At 53.5% G+C, this 22,025-nt stretch carries 19 protein-coding genes; 2 read left to right on the plus strand and 17 right to left on the minus strand.

Annotated elements, in window-relative coordinates; all coding sequences use genetic code 11:
- Positions 1-100: 100 nt before the first annotated feature.
- On the minus strand, positions 101-1,498 hold the full coding sequence (locus tag C7W93_RS17930; protein ID WP_108441619.1) for a HAMP domain-containing sensor histidine kinase: 1,398 nt from the start codon (positions 1,496-1,498) through the stop codon (positions 101-103).
- Positions 1,495-2,178 carry a response regulator gene (locus tag C7W93_RS17935; protein WP_108441620.1) on the minus strand — a complete coding sequence of 228 codons (684 nt, stop codon included), beginning with the start codon at positions 2,176-2,178 and terminating at the stop codon, positions 1,495-1,497. The genes C7W93_RS17930 and C7W93_RS17935 overlap by 4 nt, the downstream gene beginning before the upstream one ends.
- A 192-nt stretch (positions 2,179-2,370) precedes the next feature.
- Between C7W93_RS17935 and C7W93_RS17940 the strand changes: the two genes are divergently transcribed.
- Complete coding sequence (locus tag C7W93_RS17940; RefSeq protein ID WP_108441621.1) at positions 2,371-2,760, plus strand: MipA/OmpV family protein; 390 nt, start codon at positions 2,371-2,373, stop codon at positions 2,758-2,760.
- 422 nt (positions 2,761-3,182) lie between these two features.
- On the opposite strand, the gene C7W93_RS17950 is transcribed toward C7W93_RS17940, so the two are convergent.
- The 5 genes from C7W93_RS17950 to C7W93_RS17970 form a co-directional block, all read right to left on the minus strand.
- Complete coding sequence (locus C7W93_RS17950) at positions 3,183-3,782, minus strand: GNAT family N-acetyltransferase (RefSeq protein WP_108441623.1); 600 nt, start codon at positions 3,780-3,782, stop codon at positions 3,183-3,185.
- A 322-nt stretch (positions 3,783-4,104) separates the two neighbouring features.
- Complete coding sequence (locus tag C7W93_RS17955; RefSeq protein WP_108441624.1) at positions 4,105-5,154, minus strand: DUF3445 domain-containing protein; 1,050 nt, start codon at positions 5,152-5,154, stop codon at positions 4,105-4,107.
- A 19-nt stretch (positions 5,155-5,173) separates the two neighbouring features.
- Entirely contained in the window at positions 5,174-6,124 is a 951-nt protein-coding gene (locus C7W93_RS17960; RefSeq protein ID WP_108441625.1) for a PDR/VanB family oxidoreductase, read from the minus strand.
- Entirely contained in the window at positions 6,121-6,744 is a 624-nt protein-coding gene (locus tag C7W93_RS17965) for a dimethylamine monooxygenase subunit DmmA family protein (RefSeq protein ID WP_108441626.1), read from the minus strand. Before C7W93_RS17965 ends, C7W93_RS17960 begins: the two co-directional genes overlap by 4 nt.
- Positions 6,745-6,912: 168 nt before the next feature.
- Positions 6,913-8,553, minus strand: a complete 1,641-nt coding sequence (locus C7W93_RS17970; RefSeq protein WP_108441627.1) for an APC family permease — start codon at positions 8,551-8,553, stop codon at positions 6,913-6,915.
- 1,031 nt (positions 8,554-9,584) lie between these two features.
- Here C7W93_RS17970 and C7W93_RS17980 point away from each other — a divergent pair.
- Positions 9,585-10,184 (plus strand): XRE family transcriptional regulator, encoded by a 600-nt coding sequence (locus C7W93_RS17980; RefSeq protein ID WP_201747284.1) that lies wholly within the window; start codon positions 9,585-9,587, stop codon positions 10,182-10,184.
- Positions 10,185-10,385: 201 nt separating this feature from the next.
- Here the strand turns inward: C7W93_RS17980 and C7W93_RS17985 are convergent, their stop codons facing one another.
- From C7W93_RS17985 to C7W93_RS18030, 10 genes are all read right to left on the minus strand, one after another.
- Entirely contained in the window at positions 10,386-10,781 is a 396-nt protein-coding gene (locus tag C7W93_RS17985) for a hypothetical protein (RefSeq protein ID WP_108441630.1), read from the minus strand.
- 540 nt (positions 10,782-11,321) lie between these two features.
- Complete coding sequence (folD, locus tag C7W93_RS17990) at positions 11,322-12,176, minus strand: bifunctional methylenetetrahydrofolate dehydrogenase/methenyltetrahydrofolate cyclohydrolase FolD (protein ID WP_108441631.1); 855 nt, start codon at positions 12,174-12,176, stop codon at positions 11,322-11,324.
- Between the two features lie 197 nt (positions 12,177-12,373).
- A complete protein-coding gene (locus C7W93_RS17995) occupies positions 12,374-13,738 on the minus strand; it encodes an FMN-binding glutamate synthase family protein (protein WP_108441632.1) in 1,365 nt (454 codons plus the stop codon).
- Positions 13,739-13,752: 14 nt separating this feature from the next.
- A complete protein-coding gene (locus C7W93_RS18000) occupies positions 13,753-14,442 on the minus strand; it encodes a protein glxC (protein ID WP_108441633.1) in 690 nt (229 codons plus the stop codon).
- Positions 14,430-15,326 carry a class II glutamine amidotransferase gene (locus C7W93_RS18005; RefSeq protein ID WP_108441634.1) on the minus strand — a complete coding sequence of 299 codons (897 nt, stop codon included), beginning with the start codon at positions 15,324-15,326 and terminating at the stop codon, positions 14,430-14,432. Before C7W93_RS18005 ends, C7W93_RS18000 begins: the two co-directional genes overlap by 13 nt.
- A gap of 109 nt (positions 15,327-15,435) precedes the next feature.
- Positions 15,436-16,764: a type III glutamate--ammonia ligase gene (glnT, locus tag C7W93_RS18010; RefSeq protein WP_108441635.1), complete on the minus strand. Its 1,329-nt coding sequence runs from the start codon at positions 16,762-16,764 to the stop codon at positions 15,436-15,438.
- Positions 16,761-17,534, minus strand: a complete 774-nt coding sequence (locus C7W93_RS18015) for a hypothetical protein (RefSeq protein WP_146177580.1) — start codon at positions 17,532-17,534, stop codon at positions 16,761-16,763. The genes glnT and C7W93_RS18015 overlap by 4 nt, the downstream gene beginning before the upstream one ends.
- Positions 17,535-17,542: 8 nt before the next feature.
- On the minus strand, positions 17,543-20,473 hold the full coding sequence (locus tag C7W93_RS18020; RefSeq protein WP_108441637.1) for a glycine cleavage T C-terminal barrel domain-containing protein: 2,931 nt from the start codon (positions 20,471-20,473) through the stop codon (positions 17,543-17,545).
- The gene (locus C7W93_RS18025) at positions 20,470-20,736 is read right to left on the minus strand and encodes a sarcosine oxidase subunit delta (protein WP_225869928.1); all 267 of its coding nucleotides are present in this window, start codon (positions 20,734-20,736) and stop codon (positions 20,470-20,472) included. The genes C7W93_RS18020 and C7W93_RS18025 overlap by 4 nt, the downstream gene beginning before the upstream one ends.
- 10 nt (positions 20,737-20,746) lie before the next feature.
- Positions 20,747-21,988: an FAD-dependent oxidoreductase gene (locus tag C7W93_RS18030; protein ID WP_108441639.1), complete on the minus strand. Its 1,242-nt coding sequence runs from the start codon at positions 21,986-21,988 to the stop codon at positions 20,747-20,749.
- Positions 21,989-22,025 lie beyond the last annotated feature (37 nt).

The following is a 22,025-nucleotide window of genomic DNA, read 5'->3' on the forward strand; positions in this document are numbered from 1 at the left end:
GCACAAAATATTGTACATTCCAGTGACTTACAGGCTACGGCCGACCAAAGAATCATTCAGAATATTGATACAAGAAGAGCGCCGCCCAAGCGACTGTCCATCAACAAACCGCCAGCGGCAGCGTGACAATCACCAACGCGCCACGGTTATTGTCATTCATTTGCGCGCGGATTTTTCCGCCGTGGCGGGTTACTACCGCTTTGGCAATCGATAATCCCAGACCGCTGCCATTTTGGGTCTGGTCGGGTGCGCGGAAAAAACGGTCGAATACCCGTTCGCGCAGAGCTGGGCCGATGCCGGGGCCGTTATCGCTGACGCTCAACAATACTTCATTGATGCTGCTGTGCAATTGCACTGTGACGGTATCGTGGGGTGGGCTATATTTGATGGCGTTTTCGATCAGATTATCAATCAATGATTCCAGATCTTCGCGTTTTCCCATAATAAAAACCTCGCTGTCCGAGGTTAGTTCAAGCTCTACAAACTGTAGGCTTGCCAATGGCGACAACGCTGCCAGCCGGTCTTGCAGCAGTGCATCCAGCATCAATTTTTGCGGCAGGGCGGTATCGTTGGTGTCGCTGCGCATCAGTTGCAACAACTGCCGCACTAGCCGCGTAGCGCGATTGCTGCTGTTCATGATGCCGTCCAGCAACTCACTGTCGCGCGGGTCTTGCGTCTTACTTTGCAAGGCTTCTGCGTTGATGCGCATTGCTGCCAGCGGGGTCCGCAATTCGTGGGCCGCATCGGCGATAAAATAGCGTTCGCGTATCGCACCTTCGTTTACCCGTTGCAGCAAATCGTCAATGCTGTCGACCATGGCCCGAAGCTCCAGATGTTTGGGCTTGAACGACAATGGTCGTAAATCTTCAGGACCGCGCATGGCAATCTCGCGCACTACTTTGCTCCATGGGCGGAGGCCGAAACGCAATGACAGCCATGCCGGAATCAGCAGGAAAGGCAGGCTAATCAGCAGCGGCAAAATATAATAGCCATGCGAATTTAAGGTGATAAAAAATTGTAATTTATCGGACGGAACGCTAATCGTGACGCTAATGTCCGAGTTTTTCGAGCGGTCTGTACGCGCTTTCCAGCGCACGCCGTTGACATGAAAAATTTGTATTGCGTCTGACATCGTCGGCATGACACCGACAGGTGCGCCCTCAGACTGATAAATAAGGTCTTTACCCTGCCGCACCACCAGCGCGGGGGCGAGTTCAGGGGTTTTCTCAACATCGTACTCTTCGCGCAACGCCAGATCGAGCAAATAGATGGCGTGATAGCGGCGCTGTGCTGGCGCATCGACCAAATTATCGATGACGTTCAAGACCGCGTTATAGGTCGCCTGGGAGTTCAGCAGATTGTTGGTATTGGCGTTGGTCGCCAACGAAACGTAGCCGAGTAATAAGCTCCAGATCACCGTCAGCAGCAGCATTTGCGCCATTAGCAGCCGACGTACCAACGTTGGCCTCAACAAACGCTTCCACCAAGCCAGGATCATTTACGTTCGCTCCGCGCCGGCGCTTTTTGGTCGATCACATAACCGACGCCGCGCACTGTGCGGATATAGCCGTCACCGATCTTGCGGCGCAAATTGGCCATATGCACATCCAGCGTGTTGCTGGCATTGCTTTGTCCACCGGGCAGGGCCTGATCTTCCAGATTGCGGCGGGTCATCACGCGGTCGATGCGCATCAGTAAGATTTTGAGCAAGGTGTATTCGCTGGCGGTCAGCTCTACTGGTTTGTCTTCTATGCTGACGCGACGGGTCGGCACATGCAGACTAAGGCCGCGCAGTTCGAGGGTTTCGCCTTCATAGCCGAAACTACGCCGCGCCAATGCGCGCACCCGGGACAGCAATTCGGCGAGCACAAAGGGCTTGACCAAATAGTCATCGGCACCGCTGTCGAGACCATGCAGTCGGTCATTAAGGGCATCGCGGGCGCTCATGATGATGATCGGCAAATCTTGCCGATCCCGGCGCAGGCGCACTAATAACGTCAAGCCGTCGCCATCCGGCAGACCCAGATCGAGCAGTACCAAATCGCAGACATTCGTTTCCAGATGCCGGGCTGCAGCCTCTAGCTGCCGGACCCAAATTACCTCCATTCCTTGATCGGACAGCGCAATTCGCACGCCGTTACCAAGGTCGAGATCGTCTTCAATTAATAGTATTTTCATCGTTTTATTAAATCATCGTCGCCTGAAGAATGGCTAAAGAAACGCGGTTACCGGACCAGCCTTTCTCTCTTCAGAAAGGCTTCACGCAAGCCATAGGTCTTCTTCATATCGCCCAAGGATACTTTGAAACCTGACAGCCAGTAATCGGATTGATGCTGGTCGCGCCTTTTCAATTTATTTCGGACATTGACCATGACACCTTGCAACATCCATTTTAGCCGCCGACCAACATCCCTCAGACTAATAGTAAAACCGTTCAAGCTTGCCATGTTGGCATTGGTTGCGCTGGGTTTTTTACACAGCGCCAGCGCGCAAGCTGAAGCCAAACCCCAGAATAAACAAGATAACAAGCAAGAGAACATGCTGACAATAGGCGCCGGTGCGGCCTACGGCCCCCGCTATTCGGGATCCAATCAAAATAGAGTCGGCCCGGCGCTGTTGCTGGACTATCAGATGCAAAACGGCTTGTTTGCCAGCACCATGCGCGGCCTTGGTTACGGCGGCCAGCTTGGCGACCTGCACTATAGCGCAGCGCTGGCGTATCGCGACGGCCGCCGCCAAACTTGCCGATGTAACGTCTAGCGAATATGAACATATCGAAGTCAGCGACGTAGAGTGTCTGCTGACCCGCATCAGGGAGCGCATTCCGCATTGCAATCCGCGCTTGCTGACTCGCGCGTTGAAGCTGTACGCGGAATTTGCCAGTTTAAATTATGTATTTAGCAATAATAATATCTTGAAAGAAGGCATCCCATCACCGCCGCGATTTACTGACTATCTCGCGTTATGCGTAGCAAGTACGCGGGATATTCCCATTACACGCCAAATGGAATGGGATTTTAAATAAGCAGGAGGACTTGTCAGCGTTTTAAGGGGAAAAAGAAGATCGGATGATCTTCTTTTTTAATGCCGATTTAACGTTTTATCGTCGCGCCGCTGGCAGAGCGACTATCTTTATCCGAGCTGCCAGAGGCTGGCAACGGCCCTGATGATCAGCGCATCGTTTATCCGGCGATCTTTTGTTCCAGCATCATCTTCACTTCCGGCCACTCGGTATCGATGATGCTGAAGCGGATCGAATTACGTTTGCGGCCATCCGGCATGATGCGTTCATGGCGCACGACACCTTCTAGTTTTGCACCGATGCGCAGAATCGCTGCCCGCGATTTTTCGTTCAGTTCGTCTGTCGTGAACTGCACGCGGACGGCGTTCATGACGTCGAATGCATGGCTCAGCAACAGGTACTTGGCTTCGGTATTGATGCCCGAGCGCTGGACTGACTGACTCAGCCAGGTATGTCCGATTTCCATCTTTCTATTCGCAGCATCAATTTTCCAGAAACGCGTGCAGCCGACAATCGATCCTGTATCGCGCCTGACGATCACAAATGGCATGACCGTCCCAGCCTGTCGGCCTTCCAGTGCTTTGGTGATGTAACTGTCAACTGTTTCGGGCCCCGGAACGACCGTTAATGTCATGTTCCACAATTGACCGTCTGCCGCAGCGTCTAGCAGTCCGGCCGCATGTTCTGGCTGAAGCGGCAGCAATTCAACGGTCATCCCGACCAGAGTAGGTTGCAAAAATTGCGCAGCGTTGTCATTCATAGCGTGTCGGCTTCCGTGACAGGAAAGCGCATCATAAAACACCGCAGCACGTTTTATCAATCCAAATGCGACGTAGCACCTACCAGCGCGCCGCCACCAATACCTTAGGCAGCAATCTTCAATGAACATTGGTGCCATGGTGGATAGACCAGAGACACCGGTTACAGCGCCCTTCATAGGGTTGTATCGCGGCTTTCGTCAGCCGAATCGCAAAAAATGGCGGTGTATACCAGCTAAACCGGCAAGCTCGCTAAAGTGAATTTGATCTATTTTTCCGATGCTCGTCCTGTTTTTTTCTTAAAAACAGGACGAGCATTCGTCGTTAGTTCAGCCCTGACAACAAACCCTTCGGCGGGGACGGCGTGCCATCGTCAAACTGCGAGAGCCAACTAATCGCGTGCTCACGAAAACGCGTCAGGCCTTTATAGTCGATCAATTCTGGCGGTAGTCCCTGCAACACCCGATGCATGCGACGTGCCCATGCCGGATTTTGCACCAGTTCATCAAGGCGAATCAGATACACGCGCACGCCGAACAAAATACCGTTCGAGCGCGGCAGACGGAACAAGGTTTGCAACTCCACCCGCAGATGTACTAACTTACCGGCATTTTCAGCGGTGACAGTAGCGCGGTCTGGTCCCCACTTATCATAGTTTTCCGGCGAGGTATCCAGCAATGGATTGATTGTCATAGTCCAGTTAAGACGACGTACCGGGCGGCCCACTTGCAGCAGCAAAAGGAATTTTAACGCCCGATCAAACACCCCCAATTCATGCGCCAGCGGGACCGGGCCATGCCATTCCATAAAATCCATGCCGAGATCGAAATTCAATGACCAATCGGCCTGTGTGGTCACCATACCCGCGTCCATGTAGAGATTGTTGTTGCGCTGATCCATGATGACAAAATCGCCCTGCGCCTGGCGCGTGATGTATTCCAGCGGCGGGTATGGCAGCGTCGCGGCATTGCCGAAAAAGAATGTATTCTTGATCTTCATCAACCGGTTTTCCCAAGTCCATTCATCGCCGTTTTTGGTCAACGAAAAATGCGTCGGATAATCACGCGAAAGCGACTCCATCAGTAGCTCTAACGTATCCCAGGAAGCGGTCTCCATATGCGGCAAAATCTGGCAGCGCAGCGGATCGGCGGCCAACACCAGACGCCGATCGGCGACCTCGCCCAGATAATGCTCATCGACATCGAAAGGATGTTCGTACACAGACCCCTTGGGGCCGCCGTTATGCTGCTCGATATTTACCGAGTACATATACTGATCTTCCGGATACGGGAACGGAAAACGTTGGATCGCTTCAGCGCTGTTAGAAAACGTGTACGGCGCACGAAAATGTTCAGCGGATTTCATTACAGACATGTCTGGATCTCCCTCATTTTTATAAGTCGACGACGATGCGCCCACAGGCACCGCGCGATACGCAGATCATCATTTTTTGCATGCCTGCTTTTTCATCATTGGTCAGAAAGTGATCGCGATGATCGATCTGGCCGTCGATCACCGCCGTCTCGCACGCACCGCATACTCCACCGCGACACATATAGGCCGGTTCCAGTCCTGCATCCTCCAATGCTTCAAGCAAGGTCTGGTTATGCGCTACCGGAATCTTGCGGCCGCTGCTTGCCAGCAAGACGTCGAACGGTGCGCCGCCGGTGGCGTGACTGAACTCTTCGTGATGCACGTGGCAGGGGCTCCAGCCGATGTCGGCGGCAACCGCGCGCACGCCCTCAACCATCCGCTGCGGACCGCACACATACACGTGCGTGCCGCTAGGTTGCGAGCGTAATAATCCTGGAATATCCAGCCGATTTTCACCCGTATGCAACTTGGCGCGGGGGCCGCATTCCTCTTCAAGATCATCCCAGAATGCCGCGTGCTCTGGATTGCGCACGCAATAGTGCAAATCAAAATCGGTATGGCTGCGTTTCAGATCGAAAATCATTGAGCGTATCGGCGTAATGCCGATACCGCCCGCAATCAGCAAATGTTTACGCGCAAAGGTATCGATCATGAACAAATTCGCTGGCGGCATCAGTTCCAGCATGTCGCCGGGCTTGACGTTATCGTGCATGAAATGCGAGCCGCCACGCGATGGTGCTTCACGCCGTACGCCGATGTGATATTGCCGGCTGTGATAACCATCGCCCATCAGCGAATACGGATTTTTGTAAGTATGCCCATCGTGGCGCATGATCACCACGACATGACTGCCGCCCGAAAAATGCGGCAGATCGGCACCGTCGAGCGACTCTAAAACAAAATGGCGAATCTCAGGGCTAGCTTGATTGACGGCAACTACACGGACGTGCAAGGTTTTTTGATAAGTCATGGCGCGTATACCTCCACGATAGCGGGAATTTCTCCGGGTGCTTCAGCATCAATTTGCACGCCCATATAGGCGTTTACGCGGCGTGAAAAATGATCGCGCACTAGCAAATGGCGACCGCAGGCAGCGCAACGCACAATGTTGGTTCTGACGGGATAGGTCAGTCCCTGACAATGCACGCAGGCGATCTGACGCGCTTCTGAGTCGGCATGTTCTTGCTGAATTTCATCATCGCGGATACCGAATTCAAGGCCGAGATTGGTGACCGTCCAGATAAACCGTTCGGTCCCGCAGATATACATGCGCATCCCCATCTCAGAGGTATTTAATACAATCCTGAGCGCCTCTGTCAACGCAGCGCAACTCGCAAAAATATGCGTGCCAGCATCGGCTGTGGCGCCTGCCGCACGTACCATCTCGGTCCGATCGGCATTCAGAATAGATTCGCTCGCATAATAAATTTCGATGTTGGCGCTCTCTTCGCCAAAGGCTTGCAAAGCTGCATGCAACCGACTAATTCCTTCGCCTCCCTGTCCTTGCGCAATCAGCAAGTGTCGGTGTCCTGAACCATCCGGTGCAAGCTCTCGGTACGTGGGCTTGCTCTTGATACCTGAAATCAACATTTATCAGCTCCTCTGCATTACCCGGTCTAAGACCGCGCAATTTGACTACCTCCAAAAAACTAGACATCTCGCCGTGTATTATTTTTGCTCGGTACTGCGTTGTTGCTTATTAAAAAAACGTTGCAGACGTAAAAAGGAGGTACGCGCATCCGTACCCCCTGCAATTCGCTATGGCAAGACAGCAATCGAATGGCAAACCCAGACCACCGCAATCCCTGCAGCCAACGCCACGAACGGCCACAGACCGGCTCGATTAGTCAGTTGTGCCTCTTCCAGTTCCAGGTCTTCCGCCATTGAGCTAGGGAACACGCCCTTGTCCTGCACGTAGTGGCGGAACAGGAATACCGGCACAATCAGCGAAGCAAAGATCAGCCCGTTACGCAACGTACCGACGCCCCAGATATCCGCACCAAGGCCCATAAACGCCAGATTGACGAAGCCCAGAAACGCGCCAAAGACGATCATGATATTTTTGGTTTTGTAAGGACGTTCGCGGTGTTTACGGTCGATCCGATGGATCCAGCCAGCTTGCAGATTAAGGAAATTAAAGATGATGTAACCAACGTTGGACATCGCCAGCACCATCACATAATCTGACATCAGCAACAAAATCAGATTGAAGCCAAGATCGGTCCACATCGCAGCGGTCGGCGCGCCATGGCTGTTGACGCGGGTCAGATATTTCGGCAACCAGCCATCATAAGCAGCCTGATACAGCGTGCGCGACGATCCGCCCATCGATGTCATGATCGCCAACACCAGCGCCAGAATCAGCATGATGACGATCACGTTTTGGACCAATATCCCGCCGCCGATCATGTGCGCCATCGCCTTTGCCACGCCGGACCCGTCGTAAATCCCCTTATCGAGCATCCCATCCAGACCTAACACGCCCTGGAACGCCAGCGGCACCAGCGTAAAGATCGCCAGGCACAGCAAACCGGAAAAGAAGATCGCCTTGAAAACGTCCTTCTTTGGGTCTTTGAATTCGGAGGTATAGCAGACGGCCGTTTCAAAGCCATACGTTGACCAGGCCGCGATAAACATACCGCCCGCCATCAAGGTCCAGCCCGCCATATTCCACGAACCGAAAATGACCGCGCCTTTAACATCATGGGCAAGCGGCAACAAAGGAACAAAATGCGAAGACGGCATATCGCCGGTCAGCAGCGGCACCAGGCCAATGATCGTCAGTGGGAATAGTGCAGCAAGACCGAGTACCGCCTGCAACTTGGCAAAACCGGACAGCCCACGATGTTGCACCGCGAAGCACGCTAGCAGAATGACCGCACCGACTATCGATGTCGCATTCAGCCGCAGCGTCAATCCTTTGCCAACGATGTCCAGATCAAGCAATGTAAATTGCCAGGTGTTGATCAGCGCGTCGGCGGGGAACAGACCGGTCAGAATGTAGCCTGCCGCCAGCCCGGACCCAATCGCCAGCACCGGCGACCATGCGAACCAGTTACACCACACCGAAATCGGCGCAATAAATTTGGAATAACGGACCCAGGCGATGGCGCCGTAGACCGACGCACCACCCGATTTGTTTGGAAATAAGCCTGCGATTTCAGCGTAAATAAACGCCTGAAAAAAACCCATTACTATCGAGACGATCCAGATAAGGTAGGCCGGCTGACCCACCGTGGCGGCAATTGCGCCTATCGAAAACAAGACTAACGCCGGTACGCCGGAGGCAACCCAGAACGCCCCCGTCCAGTTGATACTTCTTTGCAGGCTGTTTTCTCCCTGCGGCGGTTCTAAAACGCGCTTAAGAGAGGCAGCATCAGTTGCGGAGATTTGTTTCATGCTGCCTCCGCTAGGAAAGACATGCAAGGCGGGTTGGAACCGCGAACGGCAGAAAATTCTGTGCCGGAAAATGGACGATCAGTGGGTCGGGCAATGGCTGTCGGGGTGGATCTGATAATGCGGAAACCCGTGACAGAACTGGCGGATGTTACTTTTCTCATAAAGCCTCCTTTTGGTGCGGTCATCAACAAAAACGGGCAATAATCAGTGCGGTTTTGCACCAATTTGCGTGGAATTATGTTTCACGTTAGGAATTTTTGATTCCCCCAAAGAACTGAATGTTTGTAGAGCAAACTTTGTGCCAATGAACGATAGCCCTGAATACAGCTGATTCAGGTCGTCATTTCCTGCCTATTGTTGTCTTTAAATCTCCCTTTATTATGTAATGATATGAAATTTAATTTACTGATAAGAATTAATCAGGGCATAATATTCCAGATTTCTTCCTCTGCATACGTTTTATTTAGAACTCGGATTGGGGGTTGCTCAATGGCAAAATTTATGAGGACATTCAGTCCGAAGCGCTGCAGGATGCAGTCTTTTACGCCTGATACCGTTGCTAACTACCATCATCATTATTCTTTCGGCTCGGGGTCTCCACCCTCGGCAGATACTCTAGTATCGTTAGGTATCGTATAGGGGGTTGCGCGCATGTTTCAATACGCCGTTTGGGTTACTCAGTTGGGGGTGTTGGTATTTGGAGGAATTCTGTAGACGGTCCGGAGGCCGGATAGAGAGGACAACTGCGTTTGCACTTATTAGTAGCAAGCGGAATACGGCAGATGTTTAACCGTACATATTGCTGCAAGACCGGCAGTCTGAACGACGCGCAAGAAAAAGATAGATCCCGGATCATTTGAAGGTTGGTTATTGGCACACTCAGGACCCAAATCATGACAAGATTACGAAAGTCATCAAAGTCGCCTGGCGTTTCGCGACAGTTAGCTATGAGTTCAGCAACGCCAGCACCCTTAGAGTCACCCAAGCGACCTTCAAAAATGCATCAGCGGTCACGCGCCGTTACAAGGATTATGGAAAAAGACAATCAAAAGCCCGAACCATCGCTGACGCGCTACGTCGGTAGCGCGATTCATGAATTACGCTTGAAACACAATCTGACCATCGCAGAAGTCGCCCTGCGAACAGAGATCAGCCGCAGCATGTTGTCGAAAATAGAAAACGGCCAAACCTCAGCCAGTCTGGAAACCCTGTCGCGCATTGCCAGCGGTCTGGGCGTATCGATGTCGTCATTGTTTCGGCAATACGACATACCGGAAGGCAGCGCGCAACTCATTAAAAGCGGCGAAGGCATGGAGGTGGTCAGACGCGGCACCAAGCGCGGTCATACTTATCATCTGCTGGCTTACGATCAGGGGCCGACCAAGTTATTCGAGCCGTTTTTGATCACGCTGAATGATGAATCGGAGACATTTCCCACCTTTGAACACGCGGGGACGGAGTTTATTTATATGCTGGAAGGGGAAATTGAATACCGCCACGGCACCGAAACTTATCTTCTGGAGCCCGGCGATTCGTTCACTTTTCAAGCGGATATCCCGCACGGACCGGAGCGATTGATTAAATTTCCGTTACGGTTTTTGTCGATAACTATTTATCCGACGTTTGAATGACGTTTGAATGCAGGAAATATCAGGATAGCTTGCTTGATAGTTTGGTTGCTCGGTTGTTTGATATTTTTCCGTTTATGCCTGATCAGCACGCAATACGCTGTCAGGCAAAACGTTCTTTACGCGCTGTGATGGAAGCCGCGCTACTAACGCCGGACAAAAACGTTCAGGCTAGCAGCTCTCTGCCAGCAAAAACAAGAAGCCTTATTCAGCATCACGCTTTAGCGCCCTTTTGATGGCCATCAAGGTCTCTTTCTGGGCGTCAGTGTGGGCCTGGATCGCATGGATATGACTCTCGGCAGACGCATGCATTAACAACGCTGAGGAGCGGACAAATTTCTGCAAAGCCAGCGCCTGCGCAGACGTCACCTGTGGCGACTTTGCAGCGGCAGCAGCCCCTGCCGGATTGTCAGGATGTGCGCGCTGGCTGGCTTCAATGATATTCAGGCAGGTATATATCCCCATACAGATGTCGGCAGTGGTGCTGGCGAACTGCGCAAAGTGGGCACTTTTTGCCTCATCATTCATCAAGCTAAATGCATCAGCAGCCATATCTGAAGAGAGGGAGTTTACTTTTTTAGGCGGCTTGGCGTCTGGCATGGGGTCTATCCTATATTCCGGGAGCAACTCCCCGTCGGTAAACGGGGCGGGCGGCAAATGATGCGCTTTACAGCGCTGACACAAAACAATACCGGCAAGGCTTCTTTGCCTTCGCTGTCCAAGGAGCAACAGGGACGAATTCCGCATTATTCGCGGTGCATTGCGCGGTCAGTGTTTTGTATAGCGGACGGTCGTATCTGGTTGTTTTTTGAGGAACGCTGCCACGGTAACCCCGCAGAAAACTGCGGTCAACCGCTAAATCAGCGTGGATGGTGCGGTTTTATACGATCAAAGCCACTTAATACGATTGCTCTGCCCTTGGTTTACCCCAAGGTTAAGAATTTTCCCTAAATCTACAATGTGCAGTTTTTTTGACAAGCATTTGCGCACTACATGGGGTGGCATCTATCTTTATGGGGACAACAATTTTGCCGTATCAATTTGAAATCGATACGGCAAAGTTATTTTTTGATGGCGGTTCATTTACTTTCAAGCAGACTATCTTTAATCGCCTTCACAGCAATCTTAAAATAGGCTGATTTATTGCAAGCTGCGTCGTACTGCGGCTTCGACAGTATTGGTCAATAGCATCGTAATTGTCATCGGGCCGACGCCGCCTGGAACGGGGGTAATCAATCCGGCTTTTTCTTGCACGGAAGCGAAATCTACGTCTCCGCAGAGGCGACCGTTTTCTAGTCGGTTGATGCCGACGTCAATGACGACTGCGCCGGGTTTTACCATGTCGCCGGTAAGCATGTTTGGGCGGCCGACTGCGGCAACGAGTATGTCTGCGCGGCGGGTGTGGAAGCCGAGGTCGGCGGTGTGCGAATGGCAAATTGTGACGGTGGCGCCTTTTGCTAGCAGTAATGCTGCCATTGGTTTGCCGACGATGTTAGAGCGGCCTACGATGACGGCTTCCTTCCCTTTTAAGTCGACTTTACCTTTTTCTAGTAATTTCATTACGCCGTAGGGCGTGCAGGGGATGAAGCGAGGCGAGCCTTGATTTAATGCGCCGACGTTTTCGGCGTGGAAGCCGTCTACATCTTTGATGGGGGAAATTGCTTCTAGCACGATTTTTTCGTCGAATTGTTTTGGTAGGGGGAGTTGGACTAATATTCCGTCGATGGTGGGATCGGCGTTTAATTCGGCGATTTTTGCTAGTACGATGGCAGGGGAAACGTCGCTTGGATAGCGGATCATTTCTGAGCGAATGCCGGTACGTTCGCAGGTTTGGACTTTGTTGCGGACGTAGACCTGAGATGCGGGGTCATCGCCTACCAGAATTACGGTTAGCGCTGGGATTGTGCCGGCTGCGGTTAGCTTTTTTACCTGGAGTTGTAGTGCATCTTGTAGTTCTAGGCCTAGTGCTTTGCCATCAAGGATGTTGGATGCCATCTTGCATTTCCTGAAGAAAGTTGTAAATTTGGTCATCGATTTACGGTTGCTGGGGTGTCTGTAATTGAAACGGTCGGCGCTCGGTCGATGCAAGCCGGGGGCGGCCCGGCAAGCATCAACGGAGCACATCCCGCCTCAAAAAATCACCAAATCAAACAGTCCCCACGGAGCGCCAACCGTCCAACCGAACTAAAGCATCAAAACTTAGAATACCCTGGTATCCAATCAGTCCCCGCTAATGGCACCCTCGCCATCGCCGCAGCTTCTATCGTCAACGCCACCAAATCCTCCCGCTCCAAATGATGCACATTCTGCTTCCCACAAGCCCGTGCAATCGTCGTCAACTCCATATTCACAGTCTTAAAATAATTCTTCAACCGCTTAGCCCCAATATCCGGATGCAACCGTTGCGACAAAATCGGATCTTGCGTCGTCACCCCAACCGGACATTTCCCCGTATGACAGTTATGGCAAAACCCCGCCGCTGTCCCCAACTTGGCATAGTCTTCCGTAGCATCATGATGAATCCCATCCAACACATACGAATCACTATTACAGCCAAGTGCAATCAACACACCCTGCCCGATGGCAACCGCATCCGCGCCCATTGCAAGCGCCTTGGCAACATCCGCCCCACTCCGAATCCCGCCGGAGACGATCAACTGCACGGTCCCCTTCATATTCAAATCTTCCAGCGCATCCACCGCCTGACGTAACGCTGCCAGCGTCGGAATCCCGACATGCTCAATGAAGCAAGTTTGCGTCGCCGCTGTCCCGCCCTGCATCCCATCAACCACAATGACATCCGCACCGGCATGCACCGCCAGCTTCACGTCATGAAACGTTCGCGTCGCCCCAACCTTGACGTAGATCGGCGTTTCCCAATCTGTCATTTCACGCAATTCCTGAATCTTGATCACCAGATCGTCCGGGCCGGTCCAATCCGGATGACGACTGGCGGAACGTTGATCGATACCCGCTGGCAGCGTCCGCATTTTGGCTACCCGTGGCGAAACTTTTTGTCCCAGCAGCATCCCGCCGCCGCCCGGCTTCGCGCCTTGCCCGATCACCAGTTCAATCGCATTCGCCTTGCGTACATCGTCCGGATTAAAACCATAACGCGATGGCAAGCATTGATACACCAGCGTTTTAGACGATTGGCGCTCTTCTTGCGTCATCCCGCCATCGCCAGTCGTCGTCGAGGTGCCGAGTTCAGTCGCGGCGCGGCCCAACGATTCTTTGACGTTAGCCGACAACGCACCAAAGCTCATCCCGGCGAAGGTAATCGGAATTTCCAACTCGATCGGTTTCTTCGCAAAACGTGTTCCCAACAACGTCTTGGTGACACATTTTTCCCGATAACCTTCCAGCGGATAACGCGACAACGATGCACCCAATAACAGCAAATCATCGAAACCCGGTAATGCCCGTTTAGCACCCAGCCCACGAATCTCATACAGTCCGTGTGCCGCAGCATTTTGGATGTAATCAATCGTTTTACGGTCGAAGCCAGCGCTTTCTTCCTTGAGCATCCGCTTTAGTATGTGTTCGTTATTACTCATGCTTTACTCCTAGCTCAATATTCTTGGTTGGCATCCGCGTTCCAGTGGTACAGCTTCCGGGCCGAGGCGACGCGTTTAAAATCTTTCGGATCGTGCGGCAAACCGGCTTTATCGAGCAATTCCCCGACTTCCTGATAATCGCTATCCTTCATCGGTTCGAGTTGGGCATCGGCACCTAGCGACTTGATGTTGCCGCGCACGTAAATGACCGCCTCGTACAGCGAATCGCCGAGTGCGTCGCCGGTATTGCCGCAGATCACCATCCGTCCGGCTTGCGCCATAAAGCCGGAGAAACTGCCCACCGATCCGCCGACGACGATATCCGCCCCCTTGAGCGAAATACCGCAGCGTAGCGATGCGTCGCCATCGATCACCAGCAAACCGCCATGCGCCGAAGCACCGGCAGAAACCGACGCAAAACCTTTGACATGGACCTTGCCAGACATCATATTTTCTGCCACGCCCGTACCTGCATTGCCAAAAATCGTTACCGTGCCGCTCTTCAACATCCCGGCCGCGTAATAGCCCGCATGTCCGTGCACGTTGACCGAGATAGCTTCGTTCAGACCGACCGCGATGTTGTGCGCGCCGTCAGGATTGTTCACCGTTACCTGCTTGATACCTTTACCGTTTGCCTCTTTGTGGAGGAATTGATTCAGGTCACGCAGCGATCGCTCGGCGAGATCAAAAGTCAGATTTTCCATACGTAAATTTCCTCCGGGGCCGGTTCATAAATGTGGGCGTTTTTGACGCCAGGCAAATGCGCTAACGAACGAAACTCTGAAGCAATGGCGACGTAATCATCGGTTTCGGCCACAATCGCTGGCTTACAGGCGAAAGGATCGCGGACCAGCGCCATTTGATCGCCGGTGCCGATTAAGAAGGTATAGAAGCCGTCCAGCTCGTCAAATCCCTTCTTGATGGCAGCGTCCAGCGTGTCGCCTTCGCGCATCCGCCATTCCAGAAAACGGCAGGCAGCTTCGGTATCGTTATCGGTATCGAAATGGATGCCCTGCGGTTCCAGTTTGCGACGCAAGCCATTCGGGTTCGACAACGAACCGTTATGCACCAGACAGAAATCTTCACCGGCAGTAAAAGGATGGGCACGGTCCGGCGTCACCGCTGATTCTGTCGCCATGCGGGTATGACCAATGGCGTGCGTGCCTTTCAGACCGGCAAACCCATAGCGATCACACACCTCTGTTGGCGTGCCGATGTCTTTGTAAAGATCAATCGCGCGACCGCAGGACAAAACGTGCAGCATCGGATAATGTTCTTTCAGCCATTGGCGGATCACGTCCGGGGCCAGCGCGCAGGTCAGCACGGCGTGATTGCCATGGCCTTCGCAACGGCCTTCGGCGCGCAGGTGTTTATACAAATCCTCTGCCACGCCGCCCCAATTAAAGGCTTCCGTTCCGCCTGAATACAGGCTGTATTTATGACCGACGCCCAGCGTATCGGTAAATATCGCCAGCCCGGCAGAATCAGGCCCACGCTCGGTCATGCCTATCATCATCGGCACCAATAACTCACCCAAACGCTCACGCAAGGCGGGCGTTTTGACGAGTAAACCAACAATTCCACACATAATTTATTCTCCTAGTGCATTGTTCAATGTTCGTTACTAATTCGTTGTCAACTATCGGGCCAGCCTGCTGAAGCAGAAAAATCTGCCCAGCCAACCCGCAATACTGTCTTTAAAAAAACTCAAGATACGTCGCCACTTCCCAGTCCGATACGTGACGCATGTAAGTGCCCCATTCATTCCGTTTTAGCGCGATGAATTCTTGCGCCACCGGTCCCAGCGCTTCGCAAATCGTTTTGTCTTCCTCCAACGCCGCCACTGCGTCGTGCAAGGTTTGCGGCAATACGCCGATGCCTTTTTCTGCCAACTCAGCGACCGATAAATTGTAGAGATTGAAGTTTTGCGGCTCGCCCGGATCAAGCTTGCGTTCGACGCCATCCAGCCCGGCCGCGATCACTGCGGCAGCAGCCAGATACGGATTGCAAGCGCCATCCGGCAGACGCAATTCGATGCGTCCCTCAGGAATGCGGACCATGCATGAACGATTATTGTTGCCGTAGCTGATATACGCTGGCGCCCAGGTCGCGCCGGTGAGCGAATGCCCGACGACCAGACGCTTGTAGGAGTTGACCGTCGGTGCGCAAATCGCGGTGATCGCCGGTGCGTGCGCCAGCAAACCCGCCATGAAGTGATAGGCCAGTTTCGACAAGCCAAGCTGGCGCGGATCGCTGTCATCGGCGAACAAATTCTTTTTGCCATCCGACAGTGACATGTGCATGTGCATGCCGTTACCGGGACGATTCGCAAACGGCTTCGGCATGAATGAACAAATCATCCCCCGGCGGTTGGCGATCTCGGATGCTGCCATCTTGAAGAAGACAAAATCATCGGCAGATTTCAGTGCATCGCTATAGGTGTAATTGACTTCAAACTGGCCGTTGGCGTCTTCATGATCGATCTGGAAAACATCGATGGCGACATCCTGCAAGGCGGCCACCAGTTCTTCCAGATAGGCGGCAGTGCGGGTGCTACTTTTGTAGTCGTAACAGGGCTTTGCCAGCGTATCGGTCTCATCGAAAGGATGGATGCCGCCCTTTTCATCTTTGCGCAACAATGAAAATTCCGGCTCCAAACCGGTGTTCAGAATCCAGCCATGCTGCTTCAGGCGCTCGACCTGTTTTAGCAATACGTTGCGAGAATCGATGCTGTGCGGTTTGCCGTTAGTGTGTCCGTTGCACACAATACGTGCATAGCCGGGTTGCCAAGGCACCAGCGACAGCGTGGAAATATCGCCGACTGCCATGTAATCGGGGCCGTGCGGCTCGATACCCATACCGCAGATGGCGAAACCGGCAAAGCCTGCGCCATTTTTAAGAATCGAGTCAAGATGCTGGGCTGGCACCGACTTGGTCTTGGCGACGCCGTGAATATCGACAAATTGCGCCAAAATATATTTTATCTGGTGCTTGTCAATAAATGCTTTGGCTTCCTGTAAGTTCATCGCGCACTCCGTTGAGGTATTAAGTGGTGGGAATTGTGTTGCCGTGTGTTTTGTTGCATTGCATTTTTCTGCATCAAACAATCCAGACCCACAGGCCCACCGCCATGCTCACCAGCGATGCCCAACAAGGTCTGCCAAAGGTAATCGGCATAAGTCCCATCGAACCAGACCCGGTACAGCGGTTGTTCGTTAAGCTCACTTGGAATTACCAATACCTGGACACCGACCATCGAGGTCAGCGCCAACGGCCGTGTCGACAAATCAAGAACGTTGAAATTCATAGCGCAAGTCTGCCGCAAAAGCGTTTGCAGAAAAGCCCCGGTCACCGCAAATGAAGCGTCTTGGCGCAATACCGGATAGACCCCGTCCGGCCGCGTTTTAAGCGCGTCAGCCAGCTGTTTTGCTGTGCTGTCACCGGCACTATCTTCAATCAAAAATTCTGTCACGCCAAGACGGGCGATGATGCCGCCGCCTGGCAATGGCTCCCAACTATTTATTTGCGGAATCGGCAAACCCTGAGCCGTCAGCCAGGCCACGCTATGCGGCCCTTTTAAGCCGCAACGAAACATGAACGACAGATCGGCAATCCCCAACGCAGCCATGCGCTCGGCGTCTTTGGTATCGAACTGAAACGCCGTGCTCATGCCGTCGATGATGACCCATTGCGGATGGTGTGGGGTAATCGCCGACTGCAAAGGACTGCGGCGCAGCGATGTCGTCGATGCTGATAGCGCTGACGCGTTCGCGCCAGCTTGCCTATTGGATGTCATGCCGGTTGTCATACGACTTCCTCCTTGATCCGGGTTTCTTCACGCACATTTTTTTGACGGGCATTGGCAGGATCGTAGAACGGTGTTTCATGCACCGTTGCCGTCACCAGACCGCCGTCGCTCAAACGAATCGATACAGACTGCCCTACCGTCGACAAATCCGGCCGCACGAAAGCCAGACCGATAAAGCGCTCAAGACCAGGGCTCCAGGCGATGCTGGTAATACGGCCCGCGATCTCGCCTTGCTCAATAATCAGATGGCATTCTTTTGGCACCGTGCCGTTATAGCCCACACCCAGCACAAAGCCGACCAGCGTTTGCCGCAATGGTTTGCGGTCGACAATTCCCAAGCTGCGCTGGCCGATGAAAAATGGCTTATTCATTTTGACCGCCCACCGCAGATTGGCTTCAAACGGCGTAGTCAGTCCATCGGTATCCTGACCAATAATGATGTGGCCTTTTTCTAATCGCAGCAGCCGTTGTGCTTCCACACCAAAGGCGCAAATGCCAGCGCTTTTTCCGGCTTCCCAGAGTGCTTCCCACAGCGTATTGGCATACTCCGCCGGGACGTGGATTTCATAGCCCCATTCACCGACAAAACCAACCCGCATGATGCGCACAGGAATCGTCGCTACCGTGGCATCGCGTACCGCCAGATAAGGGAAGGCGGTCGATGACAAATCCTGATCGGTCAGTTGTTCCAGCACCGCCAACGATTTTGGCCCAGCCAGATTCATTGCCGCCATCGCGCCCGTAAGATTCACCAGACCGCAGTTCATCCCCCACAAAATATTCAAGCGCGTCAGTTCGCGATATACCTCAGCCGCGCCGGAAGTGGTCGTGGTGAAGTAAAAATGCTGCTCGCCCAATCGGGCCACGACGCCATCGTCGATCACGACACCGGACTCATCGCACATCACCGCATAGCGTGACATGCCGACCTTCAGATTGGCGTAACTGCTGATGTATACCCGCTCTAAAAAGGCGGCTGCGTCGGGGCCATAGATTTCGATCTTGCCCAGTGTGCCGACATCGATCATACCGACGCCGTTACGCACAGCCGCCACTTCTGCGCGAATACAACTGGTCCGATCCTGTCCTACACGGGCGTAATATTCGGGACGCTGCCAGACGCCAGCAGGCATAAATACCGCGTTCAATTGCTGATGCTGATGATGCAACGGCGTCAAACGTTCTGGCGTAAAACCACGTCCGGCCAGATGCGACATCGGCACCGGATGGAAGAATGGGCGTGCAGTCGTCGTCCCCACCTGGCCCGGCGTTTTACCGACCAGCCGCGCCAGAATCCGCAGCGCGTTCATGTTGGAATGTTTACCTTGCGATGGCCCCATGCCGACCGTGGTGTAACGCTTTAACAACTCAATATTGTCGAAGCCTTCTTGCACCGCATTTTCAAAATCCTTCAGCTGCAAGTCCTCGTCAAAATCGACGAAATTCTTGGCCTTGGGATGCGCGACTATCGGCCACGGATGCGATGGCGATTCGATCTCCGGCAAGGCGCGTGCAACCTGCGCTGTACCATGCCCGATATAGGCAGCAGCAGCGCGACCGGCCTGCTCGCCATCGATCAGCTTGCGTTCAAATTCATACACACCGTTGACGCGACCACAGGCGAATACGCCGTTCGGTAATTGCTCAGGCACGAATTGCTGCGTGGCCTCGGCAAATTGCATCTTGGTGCCAGCCTGATACAGCAAATTGGCGGTAGGTGCCCAGCCAACGCTCATGACGATGCCGTCGCATTCCAGCCGGACTTGCTCGGCAGGATTGGCTGCACCTTTGCGATCAATCGGACAAATAATCGCTGCGCCGACTGCCTTGCCGCCAGCTGCGGCTTCCGCCTCCAGTACGCAATGGCTGCGGAAAATCTTGATGCCGCGTTTCAGCACCGCAATATCCAGTTCCGCCATCAAATGATTGGGCCGCATATCGACTAGCGCTGCGACCTGTACGCCGTTCGCATCCAGATCCAGTGCCGCACGATAGCCATCGGCATTCGCGACAAGCAGTACCACGCGCTGCATCGGTTGCACTGCATAGCGATACATCAAACGCTGCGCAGCGGAAGCCAGCATCACACCCGGCAAATCGTTGTTATGAAATACGGCTGGTTGTTCAAATGCACCGCTGGCGACGACGACGCTTTTGGCGCGCATCTTGGTCAGCTTCTCGGCATCGATTAACGGTACCCAATGGTCGGCGTAATAAGCCCCGGCCATCGTACTTTCCAGCAAGCGGATACGCGGTTCGGCGGCGACTTCAGCCAGCAATGCTTCGATCCGTTTGAAACTCACCGATGAACCACCGCGCTGATAACCGGCGCTGCCGCCAGCCCGCGCATTTTCATCGACGATCACGACTTCGGCACCGGCTTTGACGGCGGCTAATGCAGCGGCCAGTCCGGATGGTCCTGCACCGATCACCAGTACATCACAAAAGTCGTAAGACTTCGGTGTGCGCCGATGCGGTGTCGAAAAATCGATTTCGCCTAGTCCCGTCAGACGCCGAAAAACCTTTTCCCACATCGGGAATAATTTCTTGGTATGGAACGCTTTGTAATAAAAACCGACCGGTAAAAATGCCGACATTTTATTTAGCCAACGGCCCGAATCTGCCGATAGACCGCCAAACGTATTCACCGCCGTTAATGCCCGGTTGGCCGGAATCGGTTCTACATCGGCGCGCACGTTCAGACGCTGACCATCCTGCATCAGCACGTTGATATCGTGATTCGCCAGCGACAGCACGCCACGCGGACGATGGTATTTAAAACTGCGGCCCAGCAAGCGCGTATCGGCGCTCCAGATCGCGCTGGTAATCGTATCGCCAGCATAGCCGCGATAGGTCTGGCCTTCAAATTGAAATTCGACAGTGGTTTGGCGGTTAATCCATTCGCCGGTGACGGGTTGCAGCCTCATTTCGGTGCTCCTTCGATGGCGGCATCGCTATACAAGAAACTGCGCAAAATCACGTCGCGCGCAGTATCACGCTCGACCATGAACCAGGTTGTAGAGGGTGAATGGCACCACCATTCAATCTTCACCGCCGCAGCACCACTACGATTGAATACATAGTCGGCCCATTGAATATCATTGGCAGCGTCGGGATCTGGCATCGGACGGAACGCACCGCCGTAGACAAATTCGCTGATCGGGCGCGGCCCGTTAATGGGGCAAGTCATTATTTTCATATTAGTGGCCCACCGATGCGGCACCCTTTTCGCCGGTCAACGCATAATTTGCGAAGCGGGACAGGGAAAAGCCTTCGATTAGTTCATGGTTGCGGTCATTGGCGAGGGTGTACGCCATGGTTTTGCCGGAGACCGGCGTCGCCTTGAATCCCCACGTGCCCCAACCGGCGTCGAGATAAAAACCTTCTACCGGCGTCTTGCCCATGATCGGCGCAAAATCCGGCGTCATGTCTGCCATCCCCGCCCATTGCCGCACTACTTTTGCGTTCGACAGGAAAGGGAACATATCCAGCATATGGGCCGACAAACCCTCAACAAAATCCAGCGTCGAGCGGGTTGAATGGACTTCATACGGGTCCAGCGACGCACCCATCACCAGTTCGCCGCGGGCGCTTTGGCTGACGTAAATATGCAAGCTGCCGGATACCAGAATCGGATTCAGCCACGGCTTCATTGGCTCGCTGACCATCGCTTGCAATGGATGAATATAGATCGGCGTGCGCAGGCCGACCATATCGGTCATGCGCGGGGTCGATCCAGCCACCGCGCAGAGCACTTTCGGCGTCGAGATGTAGCCGCGATCGGTCTGCACGCCGCGTACTTTGCCGCCCTGCACATCAATCCCCATGACTTGCGTTTGCTGATGGATTTCTACGCCGCGCAAACTAGCGCCGCGACCATAACCCCAGGCCACGGTATCGTGCCGTGCGACCGCGCCTGGCGCATGGTAAAGCGCACCCAACACTGGCGCGTGACCGCCGCAAGTAATATCCATTTGCGGACAAGCTTTGAGAATCTCGCTCGGCCCCACAACTTCAGAATCAACGCCGTAATGCTTATTGACCTCGGCCCGCCAGCGCATCGTGCGCAATGCCGAATCGGTATGCGCCAACGTAAAATGCCCACGGGTGGAATAGAACAGATTCAGATCGAAATCCTGCGACAGATCCTTCCAGAGATCGACCGAGGTGTCATAGAATTTAACGCCTTCAGGGGTCAGATAATTGGAACGAATGATCGTTGTATTGCGCCCCGTATTACCGCCGCCGATATAGCCTTTTTCCAGCACGGCCACATTCGTCATGCCATGATCGCGGGCCAGATAATAGGCCGCTGCCAACCCATGTCCCCCGCCGCCGATAATCACTGCGTCGTAACTGGATTTAAGCTCTCCGGGCTCGGCAAACATCCGCGGTTCGGGATGCTTCTTTGAAAGGGCAAAACGTACGAGTCGCCAAGGCATCGCTATTTCCTTATTAAGAATTACGCAAAGTTGTTGC

This window comes from Glaciimonas sp. PCH181 (assembly GCF_003056055.1).
Taxonomy (GTDB): Bacteria; Pseudomonadota; Gammaproteobacteria; order Burkholderiales; family Burkholderiaceae_D; genus Glaciimonas.

What these genes read in the sequence shown, in the direction of transcription:
- C7W93_RS17985 (WP_108441630.1), bottom strand. Translation starts at nt 10,781, where the DNA reads ATGCCAGACGCCAAGCCGCCTAAAAAAGTAAACTCCCTCTCTTCAGAT.
- C7W93_RS17940 (WP_108441621.1), top strand. Translation starts at nt 2,371, where the DNA reads ATGACACCTTGCAACATCCATTTTAGCCGCCGACCAACATCCCTCAGA.
- folD (WP_108441631.1), bottom strand. Translation starts at nt 12,176, where the DNA reads ATGGCATCCAACATCCTTGATGGCAAAGCACTAGGCCTAGAACTACAA.
- C7W93_RS17970 (WP_108441627.1), bottom strand. Translation starts at nt 8,553, where the DNA reads ATGAAACAAATCTCCGCAACTGATGCTGCCTCTCTTAAGCGCGTTTTA.
- C7W93_RS17960 (WP_108441625.1), bottom strand. Translation starts at nt 6,124, where the DNA reads ATGACTTATCAAAAAACCTTGCACGTCCGTGTAGTTGCCGTCAATCAA.
- C7W93_RS17955 (WP_108441624.1), bottom strand. Translation starts at nt 5,154, where the DNA reads ATGTCTGTAATGAAATCCGCTGAACATTTTCGTGCGCCGTACACGTTT.
- C7W93_RS18020 (WP_108441637.1), bottom strand. Translation starts at nt 20,473, where the DNA reads ATGAGGCTGCAACCCGTCACCGGCGAATGGATTAACCGCCAAACCACT.
- C7W93_RS17930 (WP_108441619.1), bottom strand. Translation starts at nt 1,498, where the DNA reads ATGATCCTGGCTTGGTGGAAGCGTTTGTTGAGGCCAACGTTGGTACGT.
- C7W93_RS18015 (WP_146177580.1), bottom strand. Translation starts at nt 17,534, where the DNA reads ATGACATCCAATAGGCAAGCTGGCGCGAACGCGTCAGCGCTATCAGCA.
- C7W93_RS17965 (WP_108441626.1), bottom strand. Translation starts at nt 6,744, where the DNA reads ATGTTGATTTCAGGTATCAAGAGCAAGCCCACGTACCGAGAGCTTGCA.
- C7W93_RS18005 (WP_108441634.1), bottom strand. Translation starts at nt 15,326, where the DNA reads ATGTGTGGAATTGTTGGTTTACTCGTCAAAACGCCCGCCTTGCGTGAG.
- C7W93_RS17995 (WP_108441632.1), bottom strand. Translation starts at nt 13,738, where the DNA reads ATGAGTAATAACGAACACATACTAAAGCGGATGCTCAAGGAAGAAAGC.
- glnT (WP_108441635.1), bottom strand. Translation starts at nt 16,764, where the DNA reads ATGAACTTACAGGAAGCCAAAGCATTTATTGACAAGCACCAGATAAAA.
- C7W93_RS17935 (WP_108441620.1), bottom strand. Translation starts at nt 2,178, where the DNA reads ATGAAAATACTATTAATTGAAGACGATCTCGACCTTGGTAACGGCGTG.
- C7W93_RS17980 (WP_201747284.1), top strand. Translation starts at nt 9,585, where the DNA reads ATGGAAAAAGACAATCAAAAGCCCGAACCATCGCTGACGCGCTACGTC.
- C7W93_RS18025 (WP_225869928.1), bottom strand. Translation starts at nt 20,736, where the DNA reads ATGACTTGCCCCATTAACGGGCCGCGCCCGATCAGCGAATTTGTCTAC.
- C7W93_RS18000 (WP_108441633.1), bottom strand. Translation starts at nt 14,442, where the DNA reads ATGGAAAATCTGACTTTTGATCTCGCCGAGCGATCGCTGCGTGACCTG.
- C7W93_RS17950 (WP_108441623.1), bottom strand. Translation starts at nt 3,782, where the DNA reads ATGAATGACAACGCTGCGCAATTTTTGCAACCTACTCTGGTCGGGATG.
- C7W93_RS18030 (WP_108441639.1), bottom strand. Translation starts at nt 21,988, where the DNA reads ATGCCTTGGCGACTCGTACGTTTTGCCCTTTCAAAGAAGCATCCCGAA.